At 54.0% G+C, this 17,368-nt stretch carries 13 protein-coding genes and 1 pseudogene; all 14 read right to left on the reverse strand.

Annotated features, from left to right (window positions below; genetic code table 11):
• Positions 1-542: 542 nt before the first annotated feature.
• The 14 genes and pseudogenes from cheZ to otsB all read right to left on the reverse strand — a co-directional run bounded on the left by cheZ (position 543) and on the right by otsB (position 16,803).
• Positions 543-1,178, reverse strand: coding sequence for a protein phosphatase CheZ (gene cheZ, locus HB631_RS10040; RefSeq protein WP_213991015.1), 636 nt, complete (start codon positions 1,176-1,178; stop codon positions 543-545).
• A gap of 12 nt (positions 1,179-1,190) precedes the next feature.
• The gene (cheY, locus tag HB631_RS10045; protein ID WP_213991016.1) at positions 1,191-1,580 is read right to left on the reverse strand and encodes a chemotaxis response regulator CheY; all 390 of its coding nucleotides are present in this window, start codon (positions 1,578-1,580) and stop codon (positions 1,191-1,193) included.
• A 38-nt stretch (positions 1,581-1,618) separates the two neighbouring features.
• Positions 1,619-2,665, reverse strand: a complete 1,047-nt coding sequence (locus HB631_RS10050) for a chemotaxis response regulator protein-glutamate methylesterase (RefSeq protein ID WP_213991017.1) — start codon at positions 2,663-2,665, stop codon at positions 1,619-1,621.
• Positions 2,662-3,522 carry a protein-glutamate O-methyltransferase CheR gene (gene cheR / locus HB631_RS10055; protein ID WP_255556915.1) on the reverse strand — a complete coding sequence of 287 codons (861 nt, stop codon included), beginning with the start codon at positions 3,520-3,522 and terminating at the stop codon, positions 2,662-2,664. The genes HB631_RS10050 and cheR overlap by 4 nt, the downstream gene beginning before the upstream one ends.
• Positions 3,523-3,555: 33 nt before the next feature.
• Positions 3,556-5,175: a methyl-accepting chemotaxis protein gene (locus HB631_RS10060; protein WP_213991210.1), complete on the reverse strand. Its 1,620-nt coding sequence runs from the start codon at positions 5,173-5,175 to the stop codon at positions 3,556-3,558.
• Positions 5,176-5,217: 42 nt separating this feature from the next.
• On the reverse strand, positions 5,218-6,909 hold the full coding sequence (locus HB631_RS10065; RefSeq protein WP_213991019.1) for a methyl-accepting chemotaxis protein: 1,692 nt from the start codon (positions 6,907-6,909) through the stop codon (positions 5,218-5,220).
• A 243-nt stretch (positions 6,910-7,152) separates the two neighbouring features.
• A complete protein-coding gene (cheW, locus tag HB631_RS10070; RefSeq protein ID WP_132921207.1) occupies positions 7,153-7,650 on the reverse strand; it encodes a chemotaxis protein CheW in 498 nt (165 codons plus the stop codon).
• A 39-nt stretch (positions 7,651-7,689) separates the two neighbouring features.
• Entirely contained in the window at positions 7,690-9,891 is a 2,202-nt protein-coding gene (cheA, locus tag HB631_RS10075) for a chemotaxis protein CheA (protein WP_213991020.1), read from the reverse strand.
• A gap of 743 nt (positions 9,892-10,634) precedes the next feature.
• A pseudogene (gene motB, locus HB631_RS26990) lies at positions 10,635-11,483 on the reverse strand (flagellar motor protein MotB); the annotation flags it as partial.
• Positions 11,480-12,379, reverse strand: coding sequence for a flagellar motor stator protein MotA (motA, locus tag HB631_RS10085; protein ID WP_213991022.1), 900 nt, complete (start codon positions 12,377-12,379; stop codon positions 11,480-11,482). The pseudogene motB and the gene motA, both read right to left, overlap by 4 nt.
• A 129-nt stretch (positions 12,380-12,508) precedes the next feature.
• Positions 12,509-13,090, reverse strand: a complete 582-nt coding sequence (flhC, locus tag HB631_RS10090) for a flagellar transcriptional regulator FlhC (protein WP_213991023.1) — start codon at positions 13,088-13,090, stop codon at positions 12,509-12,511.
• Positions 13,091-13,092: 2 nt separating this feature from the next.
• On the reverse strand, positions 13,093-13,443 hold the full coding sequence (flhD, locus tag HB631_RS10095; protein ID WP_213991024.1) for a flagellar transcriptional regulator FlhD: 351 nt from the start codon (positions 13,441-13,443) through the stop codon (positions 13,093-13,095).
• Between the two features lie 1,153 nt (positions 13,444-14,596).
• Positions 14,597-16,018: an alpha,alpha-trehalose-phosphate synthase gene (gene otsA / locus HB631_RS10100; RefSeq protein ID WP_213991025.1), complete on the reverse strand. Its 1,422-nt coding sequence runs from the start codon at positions 16,016-16,018 to the stop codon at positions 14,597-14,599.
• Entirely contained in the window at positions 16,015-16,803 is a 789-nt protein-coding gene (otsB, locus tag HB631_RS10105) for a trehalose-phosphatase (RefSeq protein ID WP_213991026.1), read from the reverse strand. The genes otsA and otsB overlap by 4 nt, the downstream gene beginning before the upstream one ends.
• Positions 16,804-17,368: the final 565 nt, after the last annotated feature.

The following is a 17,368-nucleotide window of genomic DNA, read 5'->3' on the forward strand; positions in this document are numbered from 1 at the left end:
ATCTTTGCCTGCAAATTCGCTGTATAGCATGACAAAAACTCGGCAGCCTGAAGGGGGGAACAACGGCCTAAACGGGGGGTTATTTAACGGATAGGGTTACCCGGACAGTCAATTAACCGCAATAACCGACGCTTGCACCGGGCGTGTTAAAGGGAGACCGCGCCAATATGGTCGAATCGGGCGTGATTTTTCCGCCCGACCGAGCGCCACATGGCACGGTCGGCCCGCGATCACCCATCGTGCAACGAGCTTGTTAAAGGGAGACCGCGCCAATGTGGTCGAATCGGGCGTGGCTTTTCCGCCCGACCGAGCGCCACATGGCACGGTTGGCCCGCGATCACCCATCGTGCAACGAGCTTGTTAAAGGGAGACTGCGCCAATGTGGTCGAATCGGGCGTGGTTTTTCCGCCCGACCGAGCGCCACATGGCACGCTAGGCCCGCGATCACCCATCGTGCAACGAGCTTGTTAAAGGGAGACCGCGCCAATGTGGTCGAATCGGGCGTGGTTTTTCTATCCGAGCAAGACGCCCGCCCGAACCTGTCAGAAACCGAGGCTGTCGAGCAGGTCATCCACCTGATCCTGGTTGGCCACCACGCCGTCAACGCTGTGATCAAGCTGCGGACCGTTGAGCAAACCATCGCTGGCGCGTTTGGCCTGTACCGGTTCAGGCATATTTTCCAGCAGCACCATCAGCAGTTGCTTTTCAATCTCCTGAATCACGTCCATCATGCGCTTGATCACCTGGCCGGTGAGGTCCTGGAAATCCTGCGCCATCATGATTTCCAGCAGCTGCGTATGGGTAAAGGCGGTATGTTCCGGCACTTCCTTCAGATAGCGGCGGGTATCGGTCACCAGTTCACGGGCTTCGGCCAGCTCAATGGGATTTTCAAACCAATCGTCCCAGCGGCCGGTCAGGGATTTGGCGCCCTTTTCCATCGCGGTTTGCCGTGGTTGGGCCGCCTCTACGCTGTTAAGCGCCCGTTCAGCGGCCTGGGCTGTCATCTGCACGACATAATCCAGCCGGTCTCTGGCATCGGGAATGGCTTCAGCGGCCTGGGCGATAGCCTGATCCAGGCCTAATTCCTTCAGGCTATCCCGCAGCATGCGGGTCAATTGCCCGATGCGGGCAATAAGATCCGTCGCGTTGGCGTTCGGCATGACTGGTGTGTTGTTCATACTGCCTCCTGATTACATCCCCAACTTTTCGAATATTTTATTCAGTTTTTCTTCCAGGGTAGCCGCGGTAAAGGGCTTAACCACATAACCGCTGGCCCCCGCCTGGGCGGCGGCGATGATATTCTCCTTTTTGGCCTCCGCGGTAACCATCAGCACCGGTAGCGAAGCCAGGGCGCCATCTTCCCGAATGTTCTTCAGCAAGGCCAGACCGTCCATATTCGGCATATTCCAGTCGGAAATGACAAAACCGAAGTTGCCGGCGCGCAGCCTGGTGAGGGCATCAACGCCATCCTCGGCTTCGTCCACGTTATTGAAGCCCAGTTCTTTCAGCAGGTTACGAACGATACGACGCATTGTCGAAAAGTCGTCCACCACCAGAAACCTGAGTTCTTTATCAGCCATACCTACTCCTGTTATCAATATTGCCCGCTATCGGGTCTCTAAATACGTAATGCCTGCCCGGCGCTTATCTGGGTCATCATCCGTTGGCTCATTTGATGTAACGGCACCACCTCGTTACTGCCCCCCATGGCGATCGCTTCCCGCGGCATGCCGAATACCACACAGCTGGCTTCATCCTGCGCCAGGGTATAGGCGCCGGCGGTGCGCATGGCCAGCAGGCCGGCGGCGCCGTCGTTTCCCATGCCGGTGAGGATCACGCCGACGGCATTACGACCGGCGTACTGAGCCACCGACTTAAACAGCACATCCACCGACGGACGATGCCGGTTAACCGGCGGGCCATCGTGCAGGCGGATCTGGTAGTTGGCGCCGCTGCGCGCCAGCTCCATATGCCGCGCGCCGGGGGCGATATAGGCATGTCCCGGCAATATGCGTTCACCATCCTCGGCTTCTTTTACCGTAATTTGACAGAGCTTATTCAAACGTTCGGCAAAGGATCGGGTAAAGCCGGGAGGCATATGCTGGGTGATGAGCAGCGCCGGACTGTTGGCGGGCAAAGGCTCCAGCACATGCCTGATGGCTTCCGTGCCGCCGGTGGATGCGCCGATGGCGATCAATTTTTCACTGCTGAGCAGCGGAACGTGCAGTACCGCAGGCGTATCGCCGCTATGCCGTTTGGGCAACTGGGCGCGGGCGGCGGTGCGGATTTTTTCGGCAATGGATTCACTGTAGGCCAACATACCGTCACGCAGGCCGCTTTGCGGCTTGGTGACAAAATCTATCGCCCCCAGCTCCAGCGCCCGCAGGGTAATTTCCGAACCGCGGCCGGTGAGGGATGACACCATCACCACCGGCATCGGTCGCAGCCGCATTAGCTTTTCCAGGAAATCCAGCCCGTCCATGCGCGGCATTTCCACATCCAGCGTCAATACCGCCGGATTGAGTTTTTTAATCAGTTCCCGCGCCACCAGGGGATCAGGGGCGGTTGCCACCACTTCCATATCGGGAAAACCATTAATGATTTCGGTCATCAATTGACGCATCAATGCGGAATCATCGACACAAAGCACCCTGATTTTATTCATCGTCTTTCCTTAGTCAGCTGATAGACCGTCTGTCCGCGCAGCTTGAAGTCATCACTGATCTGGCTGAAATTTTCCGAATGCCCGGCAAACAGCAGGCCCCCGGGTTTCAGCAGCGGCGCAAAACGGCGCAGGATCCGCTCCTGGGTCACTTTATCGAAGTAGATCATGACATTGCGGCAAAAAATAGCGTCAAAGGGGCCCGGCAAGGCCCAGTCCGACGCCAATAAATTCAGATACTGGAAACGGACCAGGGCGCCTACCTCCGGGCGTATCCGCGCCAGACCATGATGGGGACCGGTACCACGCAGGAAAAACCGCTGCCGCTGCGTGGTACTGAGACCGCGCAGCTCCTCCTGGCGATACACCCCGGCCCGGGCCTTATCCAGCACCTGGGTATTGATATCGCTGCCGATAATCTGCACCTGGCTCAGGGAACCCGGCAGCGTTTCCAGCAGCGTCATGGCGATGGAGTAAGGCTCCTCGCCGGTGGATGCCGCGGTACTCCAAACGCTATAAGCTCCCGGCCGCTCCTTGGCGTGACGCGCCAGGATCGGGAAGTGATGAAGTTCGCGGAAAAAAGCGGTCAGGTTGGTGGTTAAGGCGTTGATGAACACCTCCCACTCTTCCCCGCTGGCGTCGGCTTCCAGGCGCGCCAGATAGGTGCCGAAATCGGCTATCCCGAGGGTGCGCAGCCGGCGCACCAGACGGTTGTACACCATTTCCCGCTTGTGGCTGGCCAGCACCAGACCGGCCCGCTGATAAATCAACTGGCAGATGCGCTGGAAATGCGCATCGGATAAGGGCACCGGAAGTGCCAAATTTGACCATCGTGCGACATTTTCAGCCTGATTCGGCATAAAATTTCTCATTGTGCCATGCTTGCGCCGGGCTTAGGTTGATTGTCCGATGGGTCGGGAAGTGAGATCCACTGTCTGCTGCTCGTCGGCGGCTTCCTGTTGGCCATGGTGCTGCAATCTGAATACGCGCACCGCTTGCATCAAGGACTCCGCCTGGGATTCCAGCGCCCCCGCCGCCGCCGCGGATTGCTCCACCAGCGAGGCGTTTTGCTGTGTGGCGGCGTCCATTTGGTTTACGGCGGCCGCCACCTGGTCGATACCGCGGCTCTGTTCATCAGACGCCGAGGCGATTTCACCCATGATATCGGTGACGCGGGTTACCGAGCGGACAATCTCATCCATGGTATTGCCGGCGGAGGCCACCAGTTCGGAGCCCTGCTGGACCCGTGAGGCGGATTCGTCAATCAATCCTTTAATCTCCTTGGCCGCCTGGGCGCTGCGCTGCGCCAGACTACGGACTTCCCCCGCCACCACCGCGAATCCCCGGCCCTGCTCGCCGGCACGAGCCGCTTCAACCGCCGCATTAAGCGCCAGAATATTGGTCTGGAAAGCAATGCCGTCGATAACGCTGGTAATATCGCTGATTTTACGTGAACTGGTGGCAATATCCGCCATGCGCTGAACCACGTTGCCGGTGAGTTCGCCGCCCTTGTGGGCGGTGGCGGAGGCGTCCCGGGCCAGTTGGCTGGCCTGGCGGGCATTTTCGGCGTTCTGTTTCACCGTAGAGGTCAGCTCCTCCATGCTGGTAGCGGTCTCTTCAAGCGACGCCGCCTGCTGCTCGGTACGGGATGATAAGTCATTATTACCGCTGGCGATTTCCTGGATGCCGCTGAGCATGGCATCGGTTCCCTCGCGCACGGCGTACACCGTTTTCGCCAATTCGTCGCGCATGGATTCCAACTGGTGAAACAGCCGGCTGATTTCATTACGCCCGCTCGCCACGATGGGATTACCCAAATCGCCGCCGGCGATAGCGTTAAAATGCCCGCTCATTATCGCCAACGGGCGCAACAACATACTTTTCAGCCACACCAGCGAAAGCAAAATGAGGATAACCGTTATCCCCGTGACCCCACCCAGCATCCAGCCGGAGAGCCGGTAAGCATGAAGATTGTCATTGCCGGAATCGGCAATAACGCCGGAAAGATAGTTCATATTGGCGGTATATTGCTGCTCGAAAGCATCCTGGAATTGCTGGGTCGGCTGCGCCATAAAAGCCTGTACGTTCCCGTTATCCAGCATGCCTACCGCGTCATTCAACGCCCCGATCAATTCATTAAATCGTTTGGCGGTCTGGGCGCGCAGCGCACGTTCCTCATCGTTGCTTACCGGTGAGTCATTGAATTGCTTATAGACCGTCTGTGCGTGGGCGAGGGTCCGCTTGGCCTCGTCCATAATGGGTGTAATCTGCTCCAGGGGCGTATAAGACGCAAAGCGGGTGGCGGCCCGATTGAGGGAATTACGGGTTTGCAGTATTTCCGTCCAACTCAGACTCAGTGCATTCCGTTTAAGATTGTCCGCCTCAACGTGATTAAAATTTTCGTTGCTGTGCCTGAAAGCTTCAAAGGACAGTCCGCTGCTTAACAACTGCATCAAACCAAAGATCAGGACAATCATGATCAGGCTGGTGGAAATCCGAATACGCGTTAACATCATTAACCTCTTGCTGGTTTTTTTAACTAATACAATGCGTAATTAAAAGGTTTCCCAATTTTCCTGAGATGTCGCTTCAAGGGGTTTTAACGGCGCCCTGGCCGAAGTTTGGGGACTGGCCGGGGGCACGGAGCGCGGAGCCTCACGTTGAGAAAGCCCCTCCCCCCGCGCCGTTTTTTCCACCAAACTGAACACCGAGACCGCCTGGGTCAATAACCCGGCCTGGGTTTCCAGTACCGCGGCGGCGGCGGCGGATTGCTGCACCAGGGCGGCGTTTTGCTGGGTGGCGCGGTCCATATCCGCCACCGCCGCTCCTACCTGATCGATGCCGTGGCTCTGCTCATCGGACGCGGAAGCAATTTCGCCCATAATGTCGGTGACGCGGGTCACTGAGTTAACGATTTCCGACATGGTTTCGCCCGCGCTTTCCACCAGGGTCGAGCCCACATCCACCCGGTTGACCGAATCATCGATAAGCCCTTTGATTTCCTTGGCGGCCTGGGCGCTGCGCTGCGCCAGACTGCGAACCTCGCCCGCCACAACCGCAAACCCCCGCCCTTGTTCACCGGCCCGTGCCGCTTCCACCGCCGCATTCAGCGCCAAAATATTGGTTTGAAAGGCGATACCGTCGATTACCCCGGTGATATCAGCGATTTTTTGTGAGCTGTCGGCAATTTCATGCATGGTTTTCACCACGTTAGCCACCACCTTGCCGCCCTTTTGCGCGGTCTCGGAGGCGTTTAACGCCAACTGTTTGGCCTGACGCGCATTCTCGGCGTTCTGTTTTACCGTGGCGGTGAGCTGTTCCATACTGGCGGCGGTTTGCTCCAGGGCGGAGGCCTGCTGTTCGGTGCGAGCGGAAAGGGAGTTATTGCCGGCGACAATGTCGCTGGCGCCGCTGTAAATAGTGGTAGCGCTCTGCCGGACCGACTGGACGGTACCCGCCAGCGATTGCTGCATATCCCGCAGGCTTTCCGCCAGTTTGCCCATTTCGTTGCGGCTGTTGACCTGAAGCTCATGGGTCAAGTCCCCATCGGCGATGCCGCGTATATGCTTAATCACATAATTCAACGGATGCAGCAACAGACGGCGAATACCCACCCAAACCAGCAGGGAGATTATTATCACTAACGCCAGGACTCCCGCCAACACGCCGATGGACTCGGTATAGGCCTGGTGGCTTTGATCCACCGCATCGTTGTAGAGCCGAATATTGCCCGCCAAAAACCGGTTATAATAATCCTCGAATTTATTTTGCAGTTCCTGTGTGTTCTGACCGGCAAAGCCATTGATATCGCCACTGTTCAGGCTGGCATTCAGTGCCGTCAGGGCGGAGTGCAATATGTCGTACTGCTGTTTAAGCGACTTGAGGGTGCCTTCATCCTGCCCAGGTACCAGGGGCATAGCCGCAAAAGCGGCGAAGGTTTGCTCAGAGCGGGTCAGGGTTCCCTGGGCTTCCGTCAATAACTCGGTCACCGTCGGGCCGCTGCCGGTTTTGTTGGCGTCCAACAGGAAACGCACGCCTGCGCGGTTCAGGGTATTGCGGGTTTGTACCAACGCTACCCAGCTGGCGCTAAGGGAAGTCTGCTGCTTACGGATATTCTGGTAGATATCAAAATACTGCTGATCCTTATTGAGCGAGTGATAAAACACGCCTCCCGATGAGATTTGTAATAAACCAAAAATAATCAATATAAGAACTAAGCCGGTAACAACTTTGATTCGGTTAAACATGCCTGAAGTCCCACTACACCTGGTGTTATTTTTATCGGCAGCGGACAGGCAAACTTTATCGCTAATTGCATATACCCGTCATCTTTCAAGCTGCAGCTGTGTTGGCTGCGCCCGCTCACCCCAGTCACTTAGTTATCTAAGCTCCTGGGGTTCACGAACTTGCCGCCTTGCCGCAGCTTGAAAGCTATAGGGTATATAAAAGCGTATTGGCGGAACCAGCCGATTCCGCCGGTGAGCAAACCATCAATGCGCTGCGGCGGTATCCACCAGCGCCATTTCCTCGCTGTTCAATAAACGTTCGATATCCACCAGAATCAGCATGCGTTCCCCCAGCGATCCAAGCCCGGTGAGGTACTCGGTGGCCAGCGTAACGGCAAATTCAGGCGCCGGACGAATCTGATCGGCGGTGAGGGAAAGCACGTCCGACACGCCGTCCACCACGATACCCACCACCCGTTGGTTCAAATTCAGTACAATGACTACCGTGTTGTCATTATACAAAACGTCCGTTTGGGCAAATTTAATCCGCAGATCGAGAATCGGCACGATAACACCGCGCAGATTAGTGACGCCTTTGATAAAGGCCGGCGTGTTGGCGATACGCGTGACCTGATCGTACCCCCGGATTTCCTGGACCTTCAGTATATCTATGCCATATTCCTCATCGCCCAGTGTAAAGATCAGGAATTCCTGCCCTACGGTTTCCCCCGTCAGCGCGGTGACGTTTGCGAGTCCTGCCATGGTTTTCACCTTTTTAATCAGTCGGCTAAATGTAAAAAATTAAGCAGCACCGGCCACCCGTTTATTACGGTTCAGGGCCTGCAATGCGGATACATCAATGATCAAAGCCACGCTGCCGTCCCCCAGAATGGTGGCGGCAGAGATACCCGGTACTTTGCGGTAATTGCTTTCCAGGTTTTTCACCACCACCTGGTGCTGGCCGATCAACTGATCCACCAGCAGCGCGTAACGACGGCCCGCACTTTGCAAAATCACCACAATACCCTCGGTGGGGTCGGTTTTGGCGTCGGAAACATCAAACAAACGGTGCAGTTCAACCAAGGGCAAATATTCGCCCCTGACCTGCAATACCTGCTCGCCGCCGGCCAGGGGATGCAAGTCTTCCCCCTGCGGCTGTAAGGATTCCATTACCGTATTCAGCGGCAGAATAAAGACATCCTGGTTCACCCGTACCGACATCCCATCGAGGATGGCCAGGGTCAGCGGCAGCAGGATGCGGATAGTGGTACCCTTGCCCGCCTGGGATAAAATATCCACATGGCCGCCCATCGCCTGGATATTACGTTTCACCACATCCATACCGACGCCCCGCCCGGAGACATCGGTGACCTGTTCCGCGGTGGAGAATCCCGGCGCGAAGATCAGCATCCCCACTTCCTCGTCGGTCATGCTGTCGCTCACCGCCATGCCCTGGGACAGCGCCTTGGCCAGGATTTTTTCCCGGTTCAGGCCGGCACCGTCATCAATCACTTCGATGCAGATATTTCCGCCCTGATGCTCGGCGCGCAGCAACAGACTGCCGGTGGGATTTTTACCCAGCGCAACGCGGGCATCGGGGGATTCAATACCGTGATCCAGGCTATTACGCACCAGGTGGGTCAGAGGATCGATGATCCGCTCAATCAGGCTCTTATCCAGCTCGGTGGAACTGCCCTCGAGAGTCAGCTGTACCTGTTTGTCCAGTTTGGCGGCCAGGTCGCGCACCAGACGAGGGAAGCGGCTGAAGACGTATTCCATCGGCATCATGCGGATAGACATAACCGATTCCTGCAAATCACGGGCATTACGTTCCAGTTGGCCCATGCTGTTGAGCAAATCACTGTGATGCGCGGGATCCAGGCTTCCGGATCGCTGGGCGATCATCGACTGGGTAATAACCAGTTCGCCCACCAGGTTGATGAGCTGATCCACCTTCTCCACCGCCACCCGGATACTGGTATCCGCCGGCTTTATGCGCGGCGCGGCCACAGCGGTATCCGCCGGCCGGCCCGGTTGCTGGGACGCGGCGTTGATTGGCGTCACGTTGTCCCGGTTGCCGCCGTTTTCCCCGGCGACGCTGCTCATTGGCGGATTCAGCGGCGTAATATTATCCGCGGCCATGCCGTCATTCGCCACATTGGCGACGGCATCATTTACCGACCCGGCGACAGCGGCAGTGCCGGTCGCTGACTCGGATAACCCCTGATCGATTCCGGTTTCCGGGGCGAAACCGATTCCATCGGTCGCCGCAAGGACCTCAGCGTCATCGGCCTGGACTGGATTATCCGCGGCGGCGGCTTGCTGCCGATCCGTTATTCCCGCTTCCTCGAAATGAATCTGATCCTCATCCAGCACAAAACAGAGGACCGCGCAGATATCATCTTCGCTTACCGTGGTCTCCAGCCTGGCGCTCAGGCTGTCGCCGGTTTGGCTGTGCTCGAGCACGGTGCCCAGATTGCCCAGTTCCTCGAGCATCAGGGGGATCTCGTTTTCCTTCAAGGCACTCAGGCGGATATGCCGCACCGCATCCGGAGATTTCAGCGCGCCAGGTTCCGCACCGTTTTTCTCCACATCCCCGGTTGCCGCGCCTTTGGCTTCCAGCGCCAGCTGGCGCAACGCGGCGCAAATATATTCAAAGCTCGCCGTATCCGGTTCCTGAGCCGTCTTGTAGGCATCTAATTGATCCTGCATGATATCTTTGGTTTCCAAAAAGAGGTTAACGATTGCCGTGCTGAGGGCCATTTCACCCCGCCGCGCCTCATCCAGCAGGTTTTCCAGTAAATGGGTCGTCTCCTGCAACACCGTAAAACCGAACGTCCCCGCCCCGCCTTTGATGGAATGCGCCGCGCGGAATATCGCATTCAACTGCTCGCTATCCGGATTTTCCGGATCCAGTATCAGCAGGTGTTGTTCCATATCCGCCAGCAGTTCGGCGGCCTCATCAAAAAATGTTTGGTAAAATGCGCTAATATCCATGCTCATGACATTACCCCTGCTGAAACACGTTCGTTAGACCACAAGGCCGTAGGCGACGCCGTTATATCTTCGGAAGGCTGATGAACCCTGGCCTCGTACAGGGTACCGGACACGCTATTGGCCCGGGCGCCTGAAGCGGGAGGCAGCGAAGCGCTTGGGCGTTTAGCCGGCGCCGCCGGCAGGGCATTCGGAGCCGGAGGAATTGCCGTGGTTATCCGGGAACGGGCGCTATGGCTGGTGGCCGTCGCATTCCCTGTCGGAGCTGCTGTATTTCCTCCCGGCGACGCCGGCAGGGTTGACGATGGTGGTGTATTCCCTGCAGATACCCCCGGTTGGCTTGCCGGTGCCGCTGTATTTCCTCCCGGCGACGCCGGCTGGGTTGACGATGGCGATGCATTCCCCGCAGGTACCCCCGGTTGGCTTGCCGGTGCCGCTGTATTTCCTCCCGGCGACGCCGGCTGGGTTGACGATGGCGGTGTATTCCCCGCAGGTACCCCCGGTTGGCTTGCCGGTGCCGCTGTATTTCCTCCCGGCGACGCCGGCTGGGTTGACGGTGGCGCTGTATTCCCCTCCGGGACCGCCGGCTGGGTTGACGATGGCGATGCATTCCCCGCAGGTACCCCCGGCTGGGTTGCCGGAACCGCTGTATTTCCTCCCGGCGCCGCCGGCTGGGTTGACGTCGCCGGCTCGCCTTTACGGGCACTGGCCGCTTGCTTGAAAGCAGGCTGCGCCGAGAGATCTTTAGACCCGTTTACTTCCACCGCCGGGTTTTGCACGTTCTCATGTTCGATCATCTCTTCGGTCTGCTTATTCAACACGACCAGGCTAATGCGGCGATTGATCGCAGCGTAAGGCTGCTGCGGCGCAATGCTCATGGTGGAAGACATCCCCACCACCCGCAGGATTTTTCCCTCCGCCAGCCCGCCTGTAATCAGTTCCCGTCGGGAAGCGTTGGCACGGTCGGCGGATAATTCCCAGTTGCTGTATCCCCGCTCGCCGTTAGCATAAGGAGCGGCATCAGTGTGGCCGGAAATACTGATTTTATTGGGAATATCATTAAGAATGGGTGCTATGCCACGCAATACATCACGCATATAGGGTTCCACCAATGCGCTGCCGGTTTCAAACATCGGCCGATTCTGACTGTCCAGAATCTGAATTTGTAATCCCTCTTGCACCATATTAATCAACAATTGAGGCCGCAATACCCGCAGGCGCGGATCGGATTCGATAAGCTGATCCAGCCGTTCCCGCAGTTGGTTAAGCCGTTTCTTTTCCAATTTTTCCATCAAATTATCGAGGCTTTTGTGAACATCCCCCTGTTGACGGGTCGGATCGTCACCGCCCCCCGGAATCGGGCTGCTATCCGTACTGCTGCGCGGGCCGCCTGTCAAGGCCACGTTAAGCGGCGTGCGAAAATACTCCGCTATGGTGGTCAATTCCTGCGGGCTGGCGATGGACAACAGCCACATCACCAGAAAAAAAGCCATCATGGCGGTCATGAAATCGGCGTAGGCAATCTTCCAGGCCCCGCCATGCTGCGCATGGCCAATGGGCGCTCGGCGTTTGCGCACCACCACTACCGGCTGGTTCTTCATGCATCTTCTTCCACCGGAGCCTTCACTGATGACTTCACCGGATCTCTGGCCAGCCTGACATGCTCCTCAAGCTCGGTAAACGAAGGACGTTCAGCGGAATAAAGCGTTTTACGGCCGAACTCCACCGCAATTTGCGGCGCATAACCATGAATACTCGACAGCAGGGTGATCTTGATGCATTGCATCATTTTGGTGGTTTCAGCGCGTTTTTGCCGCAGTAACGAGGCCAAGGGCGAAATAAAACCATATGACAGCAGGATCCCCAGGAAAGTACCTACCATCGCCTGGGCTATCAACGCGCCCAACTCAATGGCCGAACGATCCGCCGAAGCCAGCGCATGCACCACCCCCAGCACGGCGGCAACGATGCCGAAAGCCGGTAACGAATCCCCCACCTGGCCCAGGCTGCCGGCGGGAATTTCACACTCATGCTCATAGGTCTCAATTTCCTCATCCATCAACGATTCGATTTCAAAGGCGTTCATGTTGCCGCCAATCATCAGGCGCAAATAATCTGTCAGGAAATCCACCAGCAAATTATCAGAAAGAATACGTGGGTAATGTTTGAATATTTCACTGTCCTGAGGACTGTCGATATCAAATTCCAACGCCAACATCCCCTGCTGACGAGATTTCGCCATCAGCCGGAACAACAGCGCCATAAGATCCATGTAAAGGGATTTATTGTATTTTGAACCGCGAAAAAGGAGCGGAAGGGCATGAAACGTCGCTTTGATCGCTTTCCCGTTGTTACCGACAATAAACGCGCCGATACCTGAGCCCGCGATAATTAAAAATTCGGAAGGTTGATACAGCGCGCCCAAATGGCCGCCGACCAAGGCATAACCGCCAAACACCGCGGCAATGACGACTATATATCCCAATATCACTAACACGCCTGATCCCCCGGTAAAAAGATGTCGGCTAACACGTAGTCAAATCGGCAGGAACCGAAAGACGATAACCATGGCGACCTCCTTCCGAGGCGGCGCCATGAGTGTTGTCATCCAGGGAAAACGACCCGTTCAGACCGCGCGTTTTGCCGGTTCATCCAGCAGCTTGGGGTTAATATCGGCCATGCTCGGTAAAAGTTTACGTCTTTTTACCGCTCGTGAGGGGGGCTGGCATAAACTGCAAACGAAGCCATACTCCGGTTGGTGGGCATAGGTGATAAAATGACCATGGCAATGACTGCATGGCGTCAGTTGCAGCATGCCGCTATCCACAAATCGTATCAGCGTCCAGGCACGCGTCAGCGCCAGCAGCGGCACCTCTCCGTCCTCTTGCGGACATTGTTCCAAATACAAGCGATAGGCGCCGATTACCGCCTCGACGCCGTGACACTGCCCGTTCTGCATCAGGACCTGATAAATATTATAAAACATGGAAGAGTGGATATTCTGCTCCCATGTCATGAACCAATCGGTTGAAAACGGCAACATGCCCTTGGGCGGCGGGCTGCCGCGCAGTTCTTTATATAATTTGATTAACCGCCCCCGGCTCAGCTGCGTTTCGCTTTCCAACATCTGCAATCTTGCCCCCAGAGTTATCAACTCCATGGCAAGCTGGATGTCTTTCGCCTCTTGGACAATACTTTTTCCGGCCATCGCTAAGCCCTTTTTTTCGGCATGTGACTTTCTTTCGAGGCCAGCCGCTCTTGTAATTGGCTCGATAATAAAATACCGGTATGTATTTGCTGCAATTCATCCACCCGCGAATCCTGCGTGAGCTGTGTTATGGTTTGATGATCGTTAAATCGAAATAGGCATAATAACTGATTCGTTTCTGCCAACTTGACCATTTGCGGTAAAGTCAATTGCAATAATACATCCGCCATTCTTTCATCAATACCCAAGCGGAACATAGCTGATGCTTTTTCTTGATTGATTAGACGTTGCGCTAATAATAAATATGACAAATTAATATCGTAAACGTGTTTGCGTATTTCACTCGTATTCATTTTCCCATCCCTCTAGACTATGTTTAAAAACATAACTTGGGTGATAAAAATATCGCCCGGTATCCGGGGATCTTTCCCCTGGGTGGCTAATGAAAATCAGCAGTACCAGACGATGAATTAATTATCCGGCAATTCCAACGGCCAATTTTTTAAAGCCAAACCGTTAATAGTCTTCCGAATAAGTTTGCCCACAATCGTCCTGGTTCATTAGGGTTTCTTCCCTGAAACATTTTTACAATTTAGTGAGATTATTCCTAATAGCGCCGCAACTCTAACGCTGAATCCGCCATTCATACAATCTACCCCCAGGCAAATTTTAGATAAAGTGTGATCCGGATCACAGAAAATGAGTTCACTTGATCAGAATTGCTACTGGTCAGACATGATGGGCGGTCAAAAAGTAAGCAGACACATCGTAATGATGATAATAATTATCAATTACAAGCTTTTTATCAGGGCATTATCCTAGCATGATGCAAAATGACAGAATATCATTCGATTATTCAAATTTTCGGCCTAAAATATGTTGTTAAAAAAAATTTTCCAGTAGATATGCTGTTTTTGAACGATTCCCGCGTTAAATGCATCAATAACAATCATGAAACATCTACCTGCGGAGGTCCGAAATCGAGGCTGGCGAGTTGTTGAAAATTTAGTCAAATCGCATAAAAACGTTAAAAGTGTTCATATTCAATCATTATGGTGAAATCAAAGGTAAATCGTTGTGTGTAGGGTGATGAGGTGTAATAAGCTCCACGGCCAAAATTAGCTGTGTCACTCTATCATCGGCTCTGATAATCAAAACTTGAGTCAAAAATTGATCAATATTTTAGCAACGGGCAAGCTAAAACTTTATTTTCGCTTAATTCTTATACCAAAGGCGGAATAAAAGAAGGGCTATCGTTTGCAATGCACCATGACTGAAAGGGCGGTAGCGTGAGGAAACAAACACATATGGATTGAATGGCTAAAAGCCTAACTCGCCTCGAAGAAACTCCGTGACTCAGCGTAAAGCTAAACATTTGGCTTATTAAATAGAGAACACATCCTGACGCTGTCGGCAAATGGATCAGAGACAGCGGCGTATGCTGTTGCCCTGAATTGGAGGACAAACAGCTTACGCCGAGGAAGCATAATAAAGAAAAGAAACCCTTTACGCGGGCTTGGGTAAGGACCCCTCTTTCGCCGGATGCTTGCCGGGTTTACTAGGGACAGGCACGGATTTCAAATCATTAAGGAAAGATTTACGCCAATGAACGATATCATTCTTGGTAATGACCGACATCATCTCCTTGTAACGTTCAATTCTTTCCGCCTGCGGCATACGAAGCGCCTTGTCAAGGGCGGAGGCGACACCGTCACGGTCGTAGGGATTGACCAGCAACGCAGAGGTCAGCTCATTAGCCGCGCCGGCGAAACGGGATAAAATCAATACGCCGGGATCTTTGGGGTCTTGGGAAGCAACATACTCCTTAGCCACCAGATTCATACCGTCTCGTAAAGGCGTGACCAGCCCGACATCACAATGCCGGAAAATTTTCATCAGCAGGCTGCGCTCATAATGCTGGTTCAGGTAAAATAGGGGGGTCCATTCCAACGTTGAGAAATGACCGTTGATGCGCCCCGCTTCCGTCTCCAGCTCATGGCGAATATCCTGATAGGCCTGCACATCGCCCCGAGAAGTCGGCGCGATCTGGAAGTAACGTATGTTACCTCGATGCTGAGGATAATTTTCCAGCAGGGTCTCGTAAGCCTGGAATCGCTCAGGCAAACCCTTTGAATAATCAAGCCTGTCGACGCTGATAATCAATTGCCCGTTGAGCTTATCCCGCAAATGGGCCAGTTTGGGCGGCAATGCGCCTTCCGCCAGCTCGCGAATACTGTCCGGTTCAACCCCGATAGGATAAACTCGCACCGTGACAAATTTTCCGTAAGCGGAAAATTGATCTTCCGCCAGTTCTTCCACATCCGTCACCAACGACAAATTTTCGATAAATGCCAGGCGATCGGTTTCGGCCTGAAATCCAATCAGGTCATATTCACATAACATCTCAAGTAATTCTTTTCGCGGCGGCAACGCATTGAATATTTCGGAGGTTGGGAAAGGGATATGCAGAAAAAAACCGATACGATTGGTCATGCCTAATTTACGGCAAGCGGCTGCAAAGGGTAATAAATGATAATCATGAATCCACAATATATCATCTTTTTTTACCAACGGTTTTAACCGTCTGGCTAATTTTTCATTAACATGACAATAACCATCGTAATCTTCCCGCTGGTATTGCACCAGATCAAGGCGGTAATGAAATGCCGGCCAAATCACCGTATTGGAAAAATTCAAATAATATTGATCGTATTCACTTTGCTTAAGGCTGAAAGCGGCAAACGAGATATTGTCCTGCTGATGGTTCTCAAGCGGGAGCTCCTCCTCGCTGATTTTACCATTCCAGCCGAACCATAAACCACCGGCATCCTTTAATGAATCCATAATGCCAACAGCGAGTCCGCCTGCACTTTCTTTTTTGCCTTCCATGGCGGCGATGCGATTTGAAACGACCACTAAGCGACTCATAAATCCTCCCCAACCGAGATGATGGTTTTAATAGATTGACTCTCTTGTTGTTTTGTCAATGACAATAGCCATTGCTGGACTTTGCCAACATCATCCAAATGATATCGCGCAGCGGTTTCCCCGGGTCCGACCTTGATGGAGACGCCGCCAAGCGCATTCACCTGTGAAAAACCCGCTTCGTCAGTGAGATCGTCGCCGATAAATAGCGGTGTTCTGTCGACGAAAGGCGCTTCCTGCATGAAAGCATGAATGGCGGCGCCTTTATCAACCCCACGGGGTTTAAGTTCTACCACACATTTTCCCCGCTGCAAGGCAAGCTCCGGGTAGCGCTGAGTGAAGGTTTCAGCCAAAGCCAATATATCATCGGCAAAGGCCTCGGACTGACGATAATGCAAGGCATACGCCATGCCTTTTCCTTCCACATGACATCCGGGATAGGCGGCAATGGCCAGATTGAGTTCACTACCGAGTTTAGACATCAACGCCGGCGACAATTCGGTACGATGGATATGGCCCTCTGCATCGCGGCGCTCAGCCCCATGCACGCCCGCGGCGGGACACTTTAACGGAGCGCACAGCGCATCCAATTCTTTTAAGGCGCGACCCGAGACCAGCGCCACGGCGCCATTCGCCAAGGAATAAATCTCGGCTAACGCCCGCTTAGTATCGTCGGGGATTGATACCCACTCCGGTCGTTTTTCGATACCGGCCAGCGTGCCGTCCAAATCAAAAAAAAACGCAAATGATTCTAGGGGGATCGGGGGTAATGGTTCACTGTCAGTCATACCTGTTATCCTCGTTTAAAACCGCAAGCGAGCCGCATGCTAAATGCGTCGCTCAATAAGCGAGCAACACATGACGCCTCGCTGGATAAGCGCGCTGCGTTTCAGGCGCTTCGCCGAATAGATGATGGCGCGCTATCGTTTTATTCAAGCAGCCCAGCGGAGATAGAGGAAGAGGTAAGCGGATGACAAAGGAGTATAAAATGATAAGGGAGTGAATTTTGATAATCGTCATTCTCCTTGAAACAGCGCCGCCATGACGCGAAGCCAGCTTTGAAACCGCATTCTATCCCGCCTATCCCTCGGGCGGCTAAAGTCATTAGTTAGTATAGACAATAATATTTGGTATGTCATAAATCCCGGCCATTCACCACCTTCGGCCTTCCCGACACTTCAATAATTTCGATAAGTCCCTACATATTGTGCTGACTAAAACGGTTAATTCGTTCGAAAATTAAGCAAAAAAAAGGGGAAAATGGTAAAAAAATTGTAATTTTCCTTACATATTTGGGTAATAATTACCCCAAAAGAGCACATATTAAACAATATTGAATGATTATCAATACCA

The sequence above is a fragment of the Sodalis sp. dw_96 genome, assembly GCF_018449575.1.
Classification (GTDB): Bacteria; Pseudomonadota; Gammaproteobacteria; order Enterobacterales; family Enterobacteriaceae; genus Acerihabitans.

What these genes read in the sequence shown, in the direction of transcription:
- flhD (WP_213991024.1), bottom strand. Translation starts at nt 13,443, where the DNA reads ATGAATACGAGTGAAATACGCAAACACGTTTACGATATTAATTTGTCA.
- otsB (WP_213991026.1), bottom strand. Translation starts at nt 16,803, where the DNA reads ATGACTGACAGTGAACCATTACCCCCGATCCCCCTAGAATCATTTGCG.
- HB631_RS10050 (WP_213991017.1), bottom strand. Translation starts at nt 2,665, where the DNA reads ATGAATAAAATCAGGGTGCTTTGTGTCGATGATTCCGCATTGATGCGT.
- cheR (WP_255556915.1), bottom strand. Translation starts at nt 3,522, where the DNA reads ATGCCGAATCAGGCTGAAAATGTCGCACGATGGTCAAATTTGGCACTT.
- flhC (WP_213991023.1), bottom strand. Translation starts at nt 13,090, where the DNA reads ATGGCCGGAAAAAGTATTGTCCAAGAGGCGAAAGACATCCAGCTTGCC.
- cheZ (WP_213991015.1), bottom strand. Translation starts at nt 1,178, where the DNA reads ATGAACAACACACCAGTCATGCCGAACGCCAACGCGACGGATCTTATT.
- cheW (WP_132921207.1), bottom strand. Translation starts at nt 7,650, where the DNA reads ATGGCAGGACTCGCAAACGTCACCGCGCTGACGGGGGAAACCGTAGGG.
- cheY (WP_213991016.1), bottom strand. Translation starts at nt 1,580, where the DNA reads ATGGCTGATAAAGAACTCAGGTTTCTGGTGGTGGACGACTTTTCGACA.
- HB631_RS10060 (WP_213991210.1), bottom strand. Translation starts at nt 5,175, where the DNA reads ATGTTAACGCGTATTCGGATTTCCACCAGCCTGATCATGATTGTCCTG.
- cheA (WP_213991020.1), bottom strand. Translation starts at nt 9,891, where the DNA reads ATGAGCATGGATATTAGCGCATTTTACCAAACATTTTTTGATGAGGCC.
- HB631_RS10065 (WP_213991019.1), bottom strand. Translation starts at nt 6,909, where the DNA reads ATGTTTAACCGAATCAAAGTTGTTACCGGCTTAGTTCTTATATTGATT.
- otsA (WP_213991025.1), bottom strand. Translation starts at nt 16,018, where the DNA reads ATGAGTCGCTTAGTGGTCGTTTCAAATCGCATCGCCGCCATGGAAGGC.